The sequence below is a fragment of the Bradyrhizobium ottawaense genome (assembly GCF_002278135.3).
Classification (GTDB): domain Bacteria; phylum Pseudomonadota; class Alphaproteobacteria; order Rhizobiales; family Xanthobacteraceae; genus Bradyrhizobium; species Bradyrhizobium ottawaense.
In genome coordinates this window covers 383,181-397,369 of sequence record NZ_CP029425.2, presented here as the reverse complement: position 1 = coordinate 397,369, position 14,189 = coordinate 383,181, and the positions used below count along the sequence as shown (strand labels likewise).

The following is a 14,189-nucleotide window of genomic DNA, read 5'->3' as shown; positions in this document are numbered from 1 at the left end:
CGCTTCGCGACCTCGGCAACGTCAGAGCTTACGCGCGCAGCCTAAAAGCTGCGCTGACGATTTTGTTGCCCGCGCGCCGCGCGCGCCTTTCCGCTGACACAACATTCTTTCGGAGCTGACGCTCATGTCCAAGCCGACCACATTGTACGACAAGATCTGGAACGACCATCTGGTGCACGAAGCCGAGGACGGCACCTGCCTGCTTTATATCGATCGCCATCTGGTGCACGAGGTGACCTCGCCGCAGGCGTTCGAAGGCCTGCGCGCGACGGGGCGCAAGGTTCATGCGCCCGAGAAGACGCTCGCCGTGGTCGACCACAACGTGCCGACCACCGATCGCACCAAGCCGAATCCCGATCCTGAAAGCATCGAGCAGATCAAGGCGCTGGCCGAGAACGCCAAGGAATTCGGCATCGAATATTACAACGAGTTCGACAAGCGCCAGGGTGTCGTCCACGTCATCGGCCCCGAGCAGGGTTTTACCCTGCCCGGCACCACCATCGTCTGCGGTGACAGCCACACCTCGACGCATGGCGCGTTCGGCGCGCTCGCGCACGGCATCGGCACGAGCGAGGTCGAGCACGTGCTGGCGACGCAGACGCTGATCCAGAAGAAGGCCAAGAACATGCGCGTCACCGTCGACGGCAAATTGCCTGATGGCGTGACGGGCAAGGACATCATCCTCGCCATCATCGGCGAGATCGGCACCGCGGGCGGCACCGGCTACGTACTGGAATACGCCGGCGACGCCATCAGCGCGCTCAGCATGGAAGGCCGCATGACGGTCTGCAACATGTCGATCGAAGGCGGCGCGCGCGCCGGCCTGGTCGCGCCCGACCAGAAGGCGTTCGACTTCCTGCGTGGCCGCCCGAAGGCGCCGAAGGGCGCGGACTGGGATGCCGCGATGCGCTACTGGGAGAAGTTGCGCTCCGACGAGGGCGCGCATTTCGACAACGAGCTGCGCCTCGATGCCGCCAAGCTGCCGCCGATCGTGACCTGGGGCACCAGCCCTGAGGACGTCATCTCCGTGACCGGCATCGTGCCCGACCCTGACAAGATCGCGGACGAGGCCAAGCGCCTCTCCAAGCACCGCGCGCTGAAGTACATGGGCCTCACCGCGGGCACCAAGATCATCGACATCAAGGTCGACCGCATCTTCATTGGCTCCTGCACCAATGGCCGCATCGAGGACTTGCGCGCGGCGGCGAAGATTGCCGAAGGCAAGACCGTCTCAGCGCATGTCAACGCCATGGTCGTGCCGGGCTCCGGCCTCGTGAAGGAGCAGGCCGAAGCCGAAGGTCTGGATAAGATCTTCATCAAGGCCGGCTTCGAATGGCGCGAGCCCGGTTGCTCGATGTGCCTCGCGATGAACCCGGACAAGCTGGCCCCGGAAGAGCGCTGCGCCTCGACCTCGAACCGCAATTTCGAGGGCCGCCAGGGCTTCAAGGGCCGCACCCATCTGGTGTCGCCGGCGATGGCGGCAGCGGCGGCGATCGCGGGTCATTTCGTCGACGTCAGGGACTGGCGCTAAGCCGGTCCCTGCAATTGTAGCGATCGCGGCAAACCGCCGTTAAACGATCGCCTGACACTCTCGTCCTCGCGAGGTTTTCGCGAGGACGCGCGCCGTGGCCAACAAGCCCGAATATGTCGACCTGATCGGCGAGGCCACGCGCCAGCACCGCCGGCGCCCGCCGCGCCTGCACATCGTCGCCAAGCCCGAGATCGAGGAGATCTCGAAGCTCAGCCGCTGGCCGCCCGCGATGTTCAAGCAGTGGAAGGTCGAGACCCTGATGCGGTGGAAAGCTTCGTCGTGGAAGCTGAAGGATTGGCTTTAGCCGCCGGACGAGCAAAGGGCGCCGCTGAGGCGCCCTTTTCACGTCGATCGTGCCTACCAATAGTTACCGATACGGATGGTGCCAGCGATGCCAGCGGCAGATGCGGCGCGGGCCGTAATAGGTCCAGATGACCCGGCAGCGGCGCGGATAATGGTAGTAGGGATAATAGCCGCCGACATAATAGCGCCGGTGGAAGTGGCGATGGCCGTAGTGAGGCCGATAGATCCCGTAGCGATGAAATCCGCCGTAGCGGTGAACACCGCCATAGCGATAGCCGCCGCCATGGAAGGCCGGCGCGGCGCGGAAGCGGCCGATATGGCCGCCATGGAATCCACCGCCGCGGAAACCGCCGATATGTCCTCCGCCACCGCGGAAGCCTCCACCACCGTGAAAATGCCCGCCACCGCCATGTCCACCGCCGCCGTGGCGAACCTTCGTGACGAGGTCGTCGGCCGCGGCCTTCGTCGCGGGTGACGTCGCCGGATTGATCAAGGTCAGCGCTTCAGCACGACGCGCGGTTCCGGCCGACAGCATCAGCGTCGCCGCAGCTGCAATCCCGAGCAGGCGCATCGGGCCTGCCCGGAGACCCAAACTCCTCAGCATGGACTTCTCCCTGAATCTGGACAGCGGAGTGGCGATGCTCGTTCCCGGCCCGCGTCATCCCTGTTCAATTGCAGTCGCTCCCGGGGTTAAATTGCGGACAGCGATGTGAACGCGCCATGAATGAACGAGGCGGGCGCCGCGCTGCGGCGCTGTGCCGCTAAGGGAAGGAAGTCTTGAGATGACCGTCTACGCGATTGCACAATTGAAGATGACCGACCGCGCGGCCTACGATCGCTATCAGGCGCGGTTCTTCGATGTGTTCAGGAAGTACAATGGGCGGCTGCTCGCTGCCGACGAGAGACCGCGCGTGCTCGAAGGGGCGTGGCCGCACGACAAGCTGGTCATGATGTCGTTTCCGGACGAGGCCGCCTTCCTCGCCTTCTCGAACTCACCCGACTACGAGGAGATTTCGCGCGACCGCAAGGCGGGCGCGCAGGCGACCGTATTGCTGGTCAAGGGATTTGCGCCCGCCGGCTAGGACGTCACCAGAACGGCCCGTAGCCGAACACGAATGGCGCGGGCACGCGGTAGGGATAAGGACGGTAGTGGACCGGCCGCGCGTAATAGCGGGGATCATGGCGCACGATGGGCCGCGCAATGCCATGGGTTCGTGCGTGTCGTCGCACGTCGAAGACGGCGATCCCGGCCGAGGCCTCCGGCACCCTCGGCGCCGCGGACGCGCGAGGCAGGCCCGCGGCAAGCGCGACGACAACGGCCAATGCAAACCATCTCGCCATGACGCCCCCTTGAGGCTCCCGCGCTGCGCGCGAGCGTCGAACCGGCATCAGCCGCGGCGCCAGTAGCAGCTCATCCGCGGCACGATCACCGTGCCGCTCGGCCGGTATTCCTGCACATAGGTCGCGTTGCATTCGCGGACCGCGTCGGGACCGGGATTGTAGCGCGGATAGACGCCGTCAGGACTGTAATAGGGCGTGACGCGCAAGCGCGGCGGCCGCTTGCGCGGCGGCGGGGCATCAGGCGGGGCTGCCTGGGCGAGGCGAATCTCGGAGCCGGCGGTCTGCGCCTCGGCGCCAACGCAAAACGGCGAAAACAACCCCATGCACAGTAGCGTCAGCGCTGTTTTCGCTCGCATTTTTCCGCCCACCTGAAACGTCCCATTCGAGGCCCACGCTCCCCGTTTTGGCGGCGCCCGTCAACCTCGCCGCGCTTTATAAAGCGGGATGCATCAGCGGGAAACCCGCGCTAAGAGAGCCTCATGTGGACGGAATTGAAAGCGCCTTCGCTGGCCGAGATGGAAGCGACGGCACACGACATCTTCGAGCGCCTGCCGGCGGAATTTCGTAGGCTGTGCGAGGGCGTGATCCTCCGCGTCGACGACTTCCCGACCGAGGAGGTCCTGGACGAAATGGAATGCGAGAGCGAGTTCGACCTGCTCGGCCTGTTCCAGGGCGTCGGCCTGCCGCAGCAGAGCCTTGGCGACGTGGCGCGGCTGCCCAACATGGTCTGGCTCTACCGCCGGCCGATCCTTGATTACTGGGCCGAGCACGACGAGAGCCTCGGCCATATCGTCCGCCACGTCCTGATCCACGAGATCGGCCACCATTTTGGCCTGTCGGACGACGATATGGCGGCGATTGAGGCTCAGGCAGAGTAGACCTGCCGAATTCGGCCTAGGATTCCGGCCCCGATCGCGATAAATACCTGTTCCCCTAGACCCATCCGGGAAAGCGCAACCATGGACAAGTTCACCACGCTGGAAGGCGTCGCGGCGCCGCTGAAGATCATCAATGTCGACACCGACATGATCATTCCGAAGCAGTACCTCAAGACCATCAAGCGCACCGGCCTTGGCAAGGGGCTCTTCTCCGAGCAGCGCTACAAGGACGACGGCAGCGAGAATCCGGATTTCGTCCTCAATCAGCCCGCCTATCGCAATGCGAAGGTGCTGGTCGCCGGCGACAATTTCGGCTGCGGCTCGAGCCGCGAGCACGCGCCCTGGGCGCTGCTCGACTTCGGCATCCGCTGCGTGATCTCGACCTCGTTCGGCGACATCTTCTACAACAACTGCTTCAAGAACGGCATTCTGCCGATCCGCGTCAGCCAGGAAGACCTCGACAGGCTGTTCGACGATGCCGAGCGCGGCGCCAATGCGACGCTGACGATCGACCTGCCGAACCAGGAGATCCGCGGCCCCGACGGCGGCAAGGTCGAGTTCGAGATCGATCCGTTCCGCAAGCACTGCCTGATCAACGGCCTCGACGACATCGGCCTCACGATGGAGAAGAAGGCCTCGATCGACACCTATGAGGACAAGCTCAAGCGCGAACGCGCCTGGGCCTGAGCTTGCGTCTTCATTCAGCCCCGGTGCCGACAGCGCCGGGGCTTTTTCTTTGCCTCGCTTATCCCGTATAGCTTCGCCGCATGCTGCCCGAGATCGTCACCTTCTGGCATGGCCCGATGGATGCGCTGCGCCAGACCTGTCTGCGCTCGCAGCTCGCGGCCGGCCACAAGGTCACGGTCTACAGCTTCGACACCATTCCCGGCCTACCCGCCGGCGTCGCAAACGCGGACGCCGAAGCGATCCTGCCGCACGCGTTCTCGGAACGCTTGCGGCCGCCGCAACCGGATGGAAGCTGGCGCGACTGGACCACGCTGCAGTTCAGCGATTTCTTCCGCATGAAGCTGATGGCGAAGGATCTCGGCCTCTGGCTCGACGCCGATGTGCTGCTCTTGAAGCCGGTCGAGATCGATCCGGCAAAACCCTACTTTGCCTGGGAGCGGCCACGCCAGCTCGGCAATTCCGTGATCTACCTGCCGCCCGGGCACGGCATCGTCGCCGCCTTCGAGGAGCTGATGGAGCAGGAGGAGCTGACGCCGAACTGGCTGTCGGTCCGTCATCGCATCACCTTCATGATGCGCCGCCTGCGCGGCAGCTCGAACCGTCTCTCCGATATTCGTGTCGCGATCTTCGGCCCCGCGGCACTCACCGCGCTCGCGCGCCGCACCGGCGAGCTCGCTTGCGCGCTGCCGAAGCAATCGTTCTATGCCGTGCATGCGGAACCAAAATTGTTCTTCGATCCCTCGAGCTATCTCGGCCTCGTCACCCACCCCGAGATCATCGGCCTCCACATCTCGCCCAAGGGCCGCGGCGGCGAAAAGCCGATTCCCGGCAGCCTGTATGCCTGGGCGGCGGAGCGGTTTGCTTAGCTCTCGTGCCCCGGACGCTGCGCAGCACCTCTTGGTGATGCGCTGCTGAGCCGGGGCCCAGTAACGTGGCGAGATGGGTCCCGGCTCTGCGGAGCGGCACTTCGCGCCGCACCGCGTCCGGGACACGCGATCAATCTCGCTCGATCGAGTTTGATCCAGCGCAACGCGCCCCTGCATCATTGTGCTTAATTCGCTCCAATTCCGCTGTCCGAAGGGAGCTTTCCATGAGCACCGCAAGCAGGCCATATCCCATCGTCCAGGACCTCATCGACTCCTTTGCGAGCTGGCTGAAGCACCGCCGCGAGCTGAACGAGATGCGGCAGCTCGATCGCGCCGATTTCGACCGGATCGCGAGCGACTTGAGGATCGCGCCTGACGATCTCGAGGAACTGGTCCGCCACGGCAAGCATTCTGCCGACGAGCTGCCAATGATGCTGCAGCAGCTCGGCATCAGCGCCGAAGGCCTCGGCCGCGCGCAGCCGCTGCTGCTCCGCGACATGGAGCGTGTCTGCTCGCTCTGTAACAACAAGGGACAATGCGACCGCGATCTCGCAGAGGGCACCGCCGCGGAGAATTATCACGGCTACTGCGGCAATGCCGCGACGCTGGAATCGCTCGACCGCGCCGATGTCGCGCCGCGGTGAGGCGGCGCAACGCCGGCTCATTCCGCGTCAGAAGTCAACCGACATCGATAGCCACAGCGTCCGCGGCATGCCGCTGATCACATAGCCGGTCGGATTGCCGATCCAGTAGCGATTGTCGAACAGATTGGTGACGGACCCGCGGAACGTGGTCGGCCGCCCAGCCAGGCTGGTAGCATAGCGTGCCCCGAGGTCGAAGGTCATCCACGCGGGGACGCTCTGGATGTTGTCGGTGCTGACATAGGCCCGGCTGGTGTAGATCGTGCGAGCCGTCGCCGTCAGTCCAGGCAGGAAGGGCGCATCCCACTCGATACCAAGATTGCTCTGCCAGCCCGGAGCACCGACCGCATGATTTCCGTCATGGAGGTGCCCTTCGGTCTTCGTGAGCCGTGCATCGAGATAAGTCACGCCGCCCAGAACCCGGATCCCCGGCGCCACTTCGCCGAAGGTGTTGAGCTCGACGCCGCGGTTTCTCTGTTCGCCGTCGAGGCTGTAGATCTTGGTGGCGGGATCGACGACGCCGCTCGGCAGGCTGATCTGGAACGCCGCCAGGCTCGCGCCGAAGCGACCGAGATCGAGCTTGGTGCCGACCTCGTATTGCCTGGTCTTGAAGGGAGCGAACACCGCGTTGGTGTTGGCTGCGCCGGCCGGCGGCGTGGGACTGGGCGAAAGACCTTCGATGTAGCTGGCGTAAAAGGACACTTCCTTGATCGGTCGCACCAGCAGGGCCACGGAGGGCGACGTCGCGCTCTGGTCATAGTGGGCGGTCTCCAGACCGCTCGCGGGATCAAAGCCGTTCGCAATGACCTGCTGCTGTCTGGCGCCGACGGTCACCTGAAGCATCCCGTTCATCATCGAGAGCGTATCGGCAACGCCGACGCTTCGCAGGCCGAGAAAGTCGGACTTGCCCTCGGCGAAGGACGACACCGGTGTGCCGGGGCCCGCCAGCAGCGTGGGTGTGTAGATGTTGGTGAGATAGTTCCCGTAATTGGTCTGACCGAGCCAGTCGGTTCGGTTCAGGACACTGCCGCTGACCACGACTTCATGCCCGACCGGGCCTGTATCGAACCGCGCCCGAACACCGGCTTCGCCAGACACGGCCTCGGACTTGCCGGTCTGGAAGCGCGACGTTGAAAGTGCGTCGCCCGAGGTCGTGAGGATCGTCGCTCCCGGCGCCTCCCGCTTGTCATAACCGAATTGGTTGGCGCCGATGGCGCCGAACATGGTGACGTTGTTGGACAGGTCGTATTCAGCGCGCGTCAGGCCCGTGAGGCTCTTTGTGCGGGCATAGTCGAAGGGCTGGGCGAGATTGATGCGAGGATCCGGCGCATTGGGCACCGCGATGCCCTTGACCGGCGTATAGCCGCGCGCCGCAGCTTTCATCCAGTCGTCCTGATAGATGACATCGGCCGACCACCGAAAGCGCTCGCCGCGGTAGTCGACACCGAGCGAACCGACACCGTCACGCACCGATTGGCGGTCGATCGTGGTGTCTCCACCATTGAACCCGCCATTGAACCGGACGCCCCATTCCTTCTGATCACCGTAGCGGCGCGCCACGTCGACCTCCCTGCCAAAGCGGGCATTCGACATGTAGCCGACGGTCAGGCGCGTCAGATCTTCGTAAGCACGTTTGGTCACGACATTGACGCTACCGCCGATGCTTCCCTGCGGGGCCATGCCGTTGAGGAACGCGCCCGGGCCCTTGAGCAATTCGATACGCTCGATCGGCGCCGGGTTGACACGATAGGCCGGCACCAGACCGTACAGCCCGTTCAACGCGATCTCGCTGTTCTCGACCCGGAAGCCGCGAATGGTCAGTGCGTCATAGCGGTTGCTGCTGCCGATTGCCGCGCGGACCGACGGATCGGAATTGGTCAGAACCTCGGCGACGCTGGTCGCCTGCTGGTCACGGATGGTCTTCTCCGTATAGCTGGCGAGACTGTATGGCGTATCCATGTAGTCTTTGTTGCCGAGCAGGCCGAGCTGGCCACCTCGCGCGACTTGTCCGCCGACATACGGCACCGGCAATGCGGCACGCTGCGCGCCGACCGTCGCAGGTGCGCTTGCTGCCGGCGCGCTCTGACGCCCGGCGGCCTGGCGCCTTGCGCGCATTGCATTGGACGAATGCTGTCTCCGGACGGGAACAGCGCGGCGCTCCGGCGCAGATACGGCAACCGGAGGAAGCGACTGTCCGGATCCGGTCGACGGTTGAACGTTGGATTGCTGTGCGAATGACGATGTCGTGGTCAGCAGCATCGATACGGACACGAGCCAAAATACGCGCGTGCCGTTCCAATCGTGAATCATAGTACCCCGGAGTCTTTTCTTATTGATGCCCCGTCTCATCACGCCGACGAGACAAAGAGTGCAATAAACAGCCAGGCGAGCATCGCCAAATAGAAGGTATCTGGAATAGAAGGCATCTAGTGTATTGAGCGAGATCTCGGCGCGAGACGCAGACGAGAGCGTTGTCGACTGATGCTTTGATTTCACGCGGCGTCCAACGTTGGCAGGCGCGAAACATCAAATTCACGCGTGCATTCGCACGAGGTGCTTCCGCGCAACATCACCTCAAAGCGCGCACCGAGAGGTCGCGGCGCGACGGATGCGGGTGATTGCCACAGTCCGTCGGACGAAGGAGTCGAGACGCGAGATGACGTTGTTGGACGCAAGAAGGACTCGTTGCACGACGGGGTGTCAGCGCGCACAGCCGCAATTGCTGCCCGACAGGAAGCGGGTCTGCCCGCTGTGCAATCACAAGGGACGCGCCGCGGTGAGCGGCGCAGAAGATTTCGCTCGCCGCACACTCATCAATCCCTACCTTGGGATCGGCGCAAGGATGTCCGCTGTACCCGGGGGTATAGCAGATCTCCCCAGAGGTCCGCGCCGGGACAAGGTTAAACTCGCGCGCTGCTGCAACCATCACTGGTCGATCAGCACGTGGTGCACCTCGCCGAGCGGCAAAAGATCGCGAATAGTATGATGTATGCAAGATCCCGTTTGCGCGAGGAGGATGCCGACAAGGTCTCCGCAATTATCCGTGCTTGATCTCGACGAATGGCTCTGTTTGGATAGTTTCCCTTCGGGCAATTCGTATTTCGGATAATCATGGCAAATGAAGTAGATCGATCCCGTCGTTCATTGGGTGCCCGTTCACAAGAAAGCATCGTGACCGTCCACCGCGCGGGCATCGGGAATCGGCTACTGGCGGCGTTGCCGCCGGCGGATCTCGGCTTGCTCACGCCCTACTTCCAGAAAGTCTCGTTCGAACCCGATGCCATCCTGGTGCGGTCGGGCGATGAGCTCGACCCGGTTTATTTTCCCCATAGCGGCGCAATCGCCTTCATGCTCGATATGCCGGACGGGCAAACGGTCGCAACCACCTTGATGGGACGGGAAGGCGCTTTGGCCTCGTTCTCCGTGCTCGGCCCGTCGCTTTCATCCGTGACCGCGGTTACTCGCATAGCCGGCACAGCATCGCTGATTTCCGCCGCCAAATTTCGCGCCGCCTTTGCGCAAAGCACAGCCATCAGGAACGTCGTGCAAGTCCACGCCCGCGCGGTGTTATTGCAGCTCCAGCACGTAGCCGCTTGCAACGCGCTGCACCGGGTGGATGGCCGCATGGCGCGGTGGCTCCTGCAGCTTCACGACCGCGTGCCCGATGACCGGCTTCCGGTGACGCAGGAGGCGCTTGCGCAGCTGCTTGGGGTGCGACGGACGACAGTAACTCTGACGATGAGCAAGCTACGCGAGGCCGGCGCGGTCCCGTCCGACGGGCGCGGGTTTGTAGAGATCGATCGGGCGCGGCTCGAGAAGGTCGCATGCGATTGTTATGCGCTCATGCAGCGCAACATCGATCGGATGTATTGCGAGGAATTGGCCGCACCGTCCTCTGCTCTTGGCGAACAGAAGATGGCCGTTTGTCGCGGAACAGCGGATATCGCTTTTTCGAGTTGACGCTTCAGCCCTTGCTCATCGCCGCAATGGCATCCGCGATTGCGATCGTGCGCCGGGCCATGTCGGCGTGCAGCCGCTCCACCATCGCGCCGTCCAAGCGGATCGCGCCGCGCGAGACGTTCTCCGGCAGCTCGAACGCCGCGATGATTTTTCGTGCGCGCGCGACTTCCTCTTCGGGCGGCGTGAAGATCGCGTTGCAGGCGTCGATCTGCGAGGGGTGAATCAGCGTCTTGCCGTCGAAGCCGAGATCGCGGCCCTGCGCGCATTCGGTGGCAAAGCCGTCGGAATTGGCGATGTCGCTGTAGGGGCCGTCGAGGATTTCGAGGCCGTGGGCGCGCGTCGCCAGGATGCAGTGCGTGATCATCGGGATCATCGCGGCGCGGCCGGGCAGCATCTTGATGCGCGTTTCGCGTGAGATGTCGTTCGGGCCGAACACGAAGCCGGAGAGGCGCCGCGATTGATCGCGCCCGGCCTCGGCCAGCTCCTCCGCGTGCAGCACGGCGCGCGCGGTCTCGATCATGGCCCAGACCTTCACCGTCGGCGCCGCGCCAAGCTCGGTAAGACGGAGGCCGATCGTATCGAGATCTTCGATACTTGAAACTTTTGGAACCAGGATGCCGTCGGGCGAGGCCTTGGCGGCCATGGCGAGATCGTCGGCCCACCAGGGCGTGTCGAGACCGTTGGTCCGAATCAGGATCTCGCGCTTGCCGAACCCCTTGGCCGCGATGGCCGCCGCGATTCCATCGCGCGCCACCGCCTTGGCGTCGGGAGCGACGGAATCTTCCAGATCGAGGATCAGGCCGTCGGCGGCGAGATTGCGCGCCTTTTCCAACGCGCGGGGGTTGGAGCCGGGCATGAACAGATGGCTGCGGCGCGGGCGGGTCATGCAAGCGTTCCTTCCGGTTTCCTGAGGCGGTTGTAGAGCACGATCCGGAAAACTGTGCGGCGATTTTCCGGCAAGGATCATGCTCAAGCAAACAGCCACAGGCGATAACATCTGGTCTGCCTATTCGAAAGGCTTGTTCGCCTCGGCGGTATATGTTTAGGCATAGGCCATGACCGCATTCCCAGAGCATTTGCTGGAAGGCTACAGGGCCTTCGCCACCCAGCGGCTGCCGACCGAGCAGACCCGCTACCGCGACCTGTCGGTGAAGGGGCAGTCGCCGGAAGTAATGGTGATCGGCTGCTGCGACAGTCGCGTCTCGCCCGAGGTGATCTTCGACGTCGGCCCGGGCGAATTGTTCGTGGTCCGCAACATCGCCAATCTGGTGCCGGTGTATCAGCCCGACGGCAACGCGCATGGCGTCTCGGCCGCGCTGGAATATGCGGTGACGGTGCTGAAGGTGAAGCACATCGTGGTGCTCGGCCACGCGCAATGCGGCGGCATCCGCGCCTTCGTCGACAAGATCGAGCCGCTGACGCCCGGCGACTTCATCGGCAAATGGATGCAGATGTTCATCAAGCCGGGTGAAGTGGTCGAGCAACGTGACCATGAGAGCATGGCGCAATTCGTCGAGCGCATCGAGAAGGCCGCGGTGTTCCGCAGCCTGGAAAACCTGATGACGTTCCCGTTCGTGCAGAAGGCGGTCGACAGCGGCCAGATGCAGACCCACGGCGCCTATTTCGGCGTCGCGGAGGGATCGCTGTTCGTGCTGGACAAGGCGAGCAAGGAATTCAAGAACGCGCGTAGCGTGGCGTAGGGCGAGATTTCGTCAGCTGCCGCGTCAAACGAGATCGTCGTCCCGGACAAGCGCAAGCGCAGATCCGGGACCCATACGCCGCAGCAATAATTTTGCGAAGACCCGGAGTTACCAGCTTCGCGCCAAACCACTTCCTGTGGTTATGGGTCCCGGATCTGCGCGCGCTTGTTGCGCGCTTGTCCGGGACGACAGGAGAGAGTTCGTCAGGCCGCCTTCTTCTTCGCGCTGATCAGCTTGCGGTTGATCAGCACTTCCGCGATCTGGATCGCGTTGAGGGCTGCGCCCTTGCGGAGGTTGTCGGACACGCACCACAGCACGAGGCCGTTCTCCACCGTCGCGTCCTCGCGGATGCGGCTGATGTAAGTCGCGTCCTCGCCGGCCGCTTCGTAAGGCGTGGCGTAGCCGCCGGGCTCCTGCTTGTCGATGACGAGGCAGCCGGGCGCCGTGCGCAGGATGTTGCGCGCTTCGTCCGCGCTGATCGGATTCTCGAACTCGATGTTGACGGCCTCGGAGTGGCCGACGAACACGGGCACGCGCACACAAGTAGCGGAGAGCTTGATCTTGGGATCAAGAATCTTCTTGGTCTCCGCCATCATCTTCCACTCTTCCTTGGTGTAGCCGTCCTCCATGAAGACGTCGATGTGGGGGATGACGTTGAAGGCGATCCGCTTGGGGAATTTCTTCGCGACCAGCTCGTCATTGGTGTAGACGGCCTTGGTCTGCGAGAACAGCTCGTCCATCCCGTCCTTGCCGGCGCCCGACACCGATTGATAGGTCGAGACCACGACGCGCTTGATGGTCGCCTTGTCGTGCAGCGGCTTGAGCGCGACCACGAGCTGCGCGGTCGAGCAGTTCGGGTTGGCGATGATGTTCTTCTTCTTGAAGCCTTCGGTCGCAGCCGCATTCACCTCCGGCACGATCAGCGGCACGTCCGGATCCATGCGCCAGGCCGAGGAATTGTCGATCACGACGGCGCCGGCGGCGCCGATCTTCGGCGACCATTCCTTCGACACCTCGCCGCCCGCCGACATCAGGCAGATGTCGACATCGGAGAAATCAAAGTGCTCGAGCGCCTTGCACTTCAGGGTGCGGTCGCCATAGGAGACCTCGACGCCGATGCTGCGGCGCGACGCCAGCGCCACGACCTCGTCCGCGGGGAATTTGCGCTCATCGAGGATGTTGAGCATTTCCCGTCCGACATTGCCGGTCGCGCCGACGACTGCGACTTTGTAACCCATCGTTCACTCTCCGATGAAAAAGCCCGTTCCTGAAGCTGACGCTTAAACAGGAAGAGCAGCGCTTCTATGCGAGAACCGGCCTCAAGACAACGTTGGACCATGCCTTAGGGACGTGGATGCAGTCGCCTGAGGCCAGCACGGCCGCAATCTCCACCCGGACCCATCTCTATCTGACGCTGGCAGCCTTCGCCGACGAGGTGGTCGGCACGCTGGCGCGCCTGATCGCCTATGTGGGGGCGCTCGCTCTGTTTGCCATCCTCGCCCTCGCGGCGCTGGGTCAGTTGCCCGAGCTGCGCGGCGATGATCCCGCAGACAAGCCGGGCTGGAGCACGGCCGACCGATCGCACCCGGCTTTCGCCCTTAGCCGGATCGATTCATCAGAAAAAACAGCCTCTTACACCATCCTTCGGCATCCCGAAGGCGGCCGCAAAGACGTGATGCGCTGGGCGAGCGCGGCGGACCAGCCGCTGGCCGAGCTCGAAATCTATCGGGAAGGCGGCGAGTTCGATGTGGCCCGTCCTGTAGCGACGGACCTCGCCGTCCAGATGGGTCTCGGGGTGGCCACCCCGCTCGAGCAAGCCGGCCTGATCGAGACGAAATTCGGCCCCGTCGCGCTGTTCCGGCCGATCGGCACGGACAAGGGGACGCTGGCCTGCCTCGGCTACCTCAAGCGCAACGAGGAGCCAGGCTTGCAGATCTCCGGCTTCTCCTGCCAGGGCGACACAATGCCCGCCCGGCGTGCGGCGATCGCCTGCACGCTGAACCGGCTGACGCTGCTGACCTCCGGCAACGAGCCGAAGCTGGCGGAATTGTTCGCCCGTGCCGAGCTGAAGCGCCGTGCTTGCGACCTCGCGGGCTCGCCGGACTGGCTGCTGGGCGCCGCCAACGCGCAATTGCGCGGAGCGCTTTGACCGGCATCAAGCTCAAGTGGCTGGTATTGATGCAACTTTTGCCAGCGCGCACGATTATTCCGAGCTGGTGTGACCCAATAGACCTAGTTGCACTCACCCCGGCCGGGCTAGTATGGGGTGAAATCGACTGGCG

16 protein-coding genes are annotated in these 14,189 nt (G+C 63.8%); 10 read left to right on the top strand and 6 right to left on the bottom strand.

All coding sequences use genetic code 11. The annotated features are described in order from the left end of the window. The first annotated feature begins 124 nt into the window (after positions 1-124). Entirely contained in the window at positions 125-1,531 is a 1,407-nt protein-coding gene (gene leuC, locus CIT37_RS01875) for a 3-isopropylmalate dehydratase large subunit (RefSeq protein ID WP_095425491.1), read from the top strand. Between the two features lie 94 nt (positions 1,532-1,625). Then, positions 1,626-1,835: a hypothetical protein gene (locus tag CIT37_RS01870; RefSeq protein WP_095425492.1), complete on the top strand. Its 210-nt coding sequence runs from the start codon at positions 1,626-1,628 to the stop codon at positions 1,833-1,835. A gap of 63 nt (positions 1,836-1,898) precedes the next feature. On the opposite strand, the gene CIT37_RS01865 is transcribed toward CIT37_RS01870, so the two are convergent. Next, complete coding sequence (locus CIT37_RS01865; RefSeq protein WP_095425493.1) at positions 1,899-2,438, bottom strand: hypothetical protein; 540 nt, start codon at positions 2,436-2,438, stop codon at positions 1,899-1,901. A gap of 178 nt (positions 2,439-2,616) precedes the next feature. Here CIT37_RS01865 and CIT37_RS01860 point away from each other — a divergent pair, with 178 nt between their 5' ends. After that, positions 2,617-2,916 (top strand): DUF1330 domain-containing protein, encoded by a 300-nt coding sequence (locus CIT37_RS01860; protein ID WP_095425494.1) that lies wholly within the window; start codon positions 2,617-2,619, stop codon positions 2,914-2,916. Between the two features lie 4 nt (positions 2,917-2,920). On the opposite strand, the gene CIT37_RS01855 is transcribed toward CIT37_RS01860, so the two are convergent. Both CIT37_RS01855 and CIT37_RS01850 read right to left on the bottom strand, forming a co-directional pair. Continuing rightward, positions 2,921-3,175 (bottom strand): hypothetical protein, encoded by a 255-nt coding sequence (locus CIT37_RS01855; protein WP_028139254.1) that lies wholly within the window; start codon positions 3,173-3,175, stop codon positions 2,921-2,923. A gap of 47 nt (positions 3,176-3,222) precedes the next feature. Continuing rightward, on the bottom strand, positions 3,223-3,498 hold the full coding sequence (locus CIT37_RS01850) for a hypothetical protein (protein WP_028139255.1): 276 nt from the start codon (positions 3,496-3,498) through the stop codon (positions 3,223-3,225). A gap of 156 nt (positions 3,499-3,654) precedes the next feature. On the opposite strand from CIT37_RS01850, the gene CIT37_RS01845 reads away from it, so the two are divergent. From CIT37_RS01845 to CIT37_RS01830, 4 genes are all read left to right on the top strand, one after another. Beyond that, entirely contained in the window at positions 3,655-4,053 is a 399-nt protein-coding gene (locus CIT37_RS01845; protein WP_028139256.1) for a metallopeptidase family protein, read from the top strand. Between the two features lie 81 nt (positions 4,054-4,134). Then, the gene (leuD, locus tag CIT37_RS01840) at positions 4,135-4,740 is read left to right on the top strand and encodes a 3-isopropylmalate dehydratase small subunit (protein WP_095425495.1); all 606 of its coding nucleotides are present in this window, start codon (positions 4,135-4,137) and stop codon (positions 4,738-4,740) included. Positions 4,741-4,820: 80 nt separating this feature from the next. Then, positions 4,821-5,606 carry a glycosyltransferase family 32 protein gene (locus tag CIT37_RS01835; RefSeq protein WP_038949837.1) on the top strand — a complete coding sequence of 262 codons (786 nt, stop codon included), beginning with the start codon at positions 4,821-4,823 and terminating at the stop codon, positions 5,604-5,606. A gap of 224 nt (positions 5,607-5,830) precedes the next feature. After that, positions 5,831-6,250 (top strand): hypothetical protein, encoded by a 420-nt coding sequence (locus tag CIT37_RS01830; RefSeq protein ID WP_028139258.1) that lies wholly within the window; start codon positions 5,831-5,833, stop codon positions 6,248-6,250. A 27-nt stretch (positions 6,251-6,277) separates the two neighbouring features. On the opposite strand, the gene CIT37_RS01825 is transcribed toward CIT37_RS01830, so the two are convergent. Then, positions 6,278-8,362 carry a TonB-dependent receptor gene (locus CIT37_RS01825; RefSeq protein WP_202975901.1) on the bottom strand — a complete coding sequence of 695 codons (2,085 nt, stop codon included), beginning with the start codon at positions 8,360-8,362 and terminating at the stop codon, positions 6,278-6,280. A 996-nt stretch (positions 8,363-9,358) separates the two neighbouring features. On the opposite strand from CIT37_RS01825, the gene CIT37_RS01820 reads away from it, so the two are divergent. Continuing rightward, on the top strand, positions 9,359-10,207 hold the full coding sequence (locus tag CIT37_RS01820; RefSeq protein WP_244429177.1) for a Crp/Fnr family transcriptional regulator: 849 nt from the start codon (positions 9,359-9,361) through the stop codon (positions 10,205-10,207). A gap of 4 nt (positions 10,208-10,211) precedes the next feature. On the opposite strand, the gene CIT37_RS01815 is transcribed toward CIT37_RS01820, so the two are convergent. Then, positions 10,212-11,093: an HpcH/HpaI aldolase/citrate lyase family protein gene (locus CIT37_RS01815; protein ID WP_028139259.1), complete on the bottom strand. Its 882-nt coding sequence runs from the start codon at positions 11,091-11,093 to the stop codon at positions 10,212-10,214. A gap of 169 nt (positions 11,094-11,262) precedes the next feature. Here CIT37_RS01815 and CIT37_RS01810 point away from each other — a divergent pair, with 169 nt between their 5' ends. Next, positions 11,263-11,907 carry a carbonic anhydrase gene (locus tag CIT37_RS01810; protein ID WP_028139260.1) on the top strand — a complete coding sequence of 215 codons (645 nt, stop codon included), beginning with the start codon at positions 11,263-11,265 and terminating at the stop codon, positions 11,905-11,907. Between the two features lie 203 nt (positions 11,908-12,110). Here the strand turns inward: CIT37_RS01810 and CIT37_RS01805 are convergent, their stop codons facing one another. Further along, on the bottom strand, positions 12,111-13,145 hold the full coding sequence (locus tag CIT37_RS01805) for an aspartate-semialdehyde dehydrogenase (protein ID WP_028139261.1): 1,035 nt from the start codon (positions 13,143-13,145) through the stop codon (positions 12,111-12,113). 116 nt (positions 13,146-13,261) lie between these two features. On the opposite strand from CIT37_RS01805, the gene CIT37_RS01800 reads away from it, so the two are divergent. Continuing rightward, a complete protein-coding gene (locus CIT37_RS01800; protein ID WP_028139262.1) occupies positions 13,262-14,056 on the top strand; it encodes a hypothetical protein in 795 nt (264 codons plus the stop codon). The last annotated feature ends 133 nt before the right edge of the window (positions 14,057-14,189 follow it).

Bases quoted from the DNA above. Each gene is read 5' to 3' on its own strand.
- leuC (WP_095425491.1), top strand. From the start codon at position 125: ATGTCCAAGCCGACCACATTGTACGACAAGATCTGGAACGACCATCTG.
- CIT37_RS01865 (WP_095425493.1), bottom strand. From the start codon at position 2,438: ATGCTGAGGAGTTTGGGTCTCCGGGCAGGCCCGATGCGCCTGCTCGGG.
- CIT37_RS01860 (WP_095425494.1), top strand. From the start codon at position 2,617: ATGACCGTCTACGCGATTGCACAATTGAAGATGACCGACCGCGCGGCC.
- CIT37_RS01855 (WP_028139254.1), bottom strand. From the start codon at position 3,175: ATGGCGAGATGGTTTGCATTGGCCGTTGTCGTCGCGCTTGCCGCGGGC.
- CIT37_RS01850 (WP_028139255.1), bottom strand. From the start codon at position 3,498: ATGGGGTTGTTTTCGCCGTTTTGCGTTGGCGCCGAGGCGCAGACCGCC.
- CIT37_RS01845 (WP_028139256.1), top strand. From the start codon at position 3,655: ATGTGGACGGAATTGAAAGCGCCTTCGCTGGCCGAGATGGAAGCGACG.
- leuD (WP_095425495.1), top strand. From the start codon at position 4,135: ATGGACAAGTTCACCACGCTGGAAGGCGTCGCGGCGCCGCTGAAGATC.
- CIT37_RS01835 (WP_038949837.1), top strand. From the start codon at position 4,821: ATGCTGCCCGAGATCGTCACCTTCTGGCATGGCCCGATGGATGCGCTG.
- CIT37_RS01830 (WP_028139258.1), top strand. From the start codon at position 5,831: ATGAGCACCGCAAGCAGGCCATATCCCATCGTCCAGGACCTCATCGAC.
- CIT37_RS01825 (WP_202975901.1), bottom strand. From the start codon at position 8,362: ATGCGCGCAAGGCGCCAGGCCGCCGGGCGTCAGAGCGCGCCGGCAGCA.
- CIT37_RS01820 (WP_244429177.1), top strand. From the start codon at position 9,359: ATGGCAAATGAAGTAGATCGATCCCGTCGTTCATTGGGTGCCCGTTCA.
- CIT37_RS01815 (WP_028139259.1), bottom strand. From the start codon at position 11,093: ATGACCCGCCCGCGCCGCAGCCATCTGTTCATGCCCGGCTCCAACCCC.
- CIT37_RS01810 (WP_028139260.1), top strand. From the start codon at position 11,263: ATGACCGCATTCCCAGAGCATTTGCTGGAAGGCTACAGGGCCTTCGCC.
- CIT37_RS01805 (WP_028139261.1), bottom strand. From the start codon at position 13,145: ATGGGTTACAAAGTCGCAGTCGTCGGCGCGACCGGCAATGTCGGACGG.
- CIT37_RS01800 (WP_028139262.1), top strand. From the start codon at position 13,262: ATGCAGTCGCCTGAGGCCAGCACGGCCGCAATCTCCACCCGGACCCAT.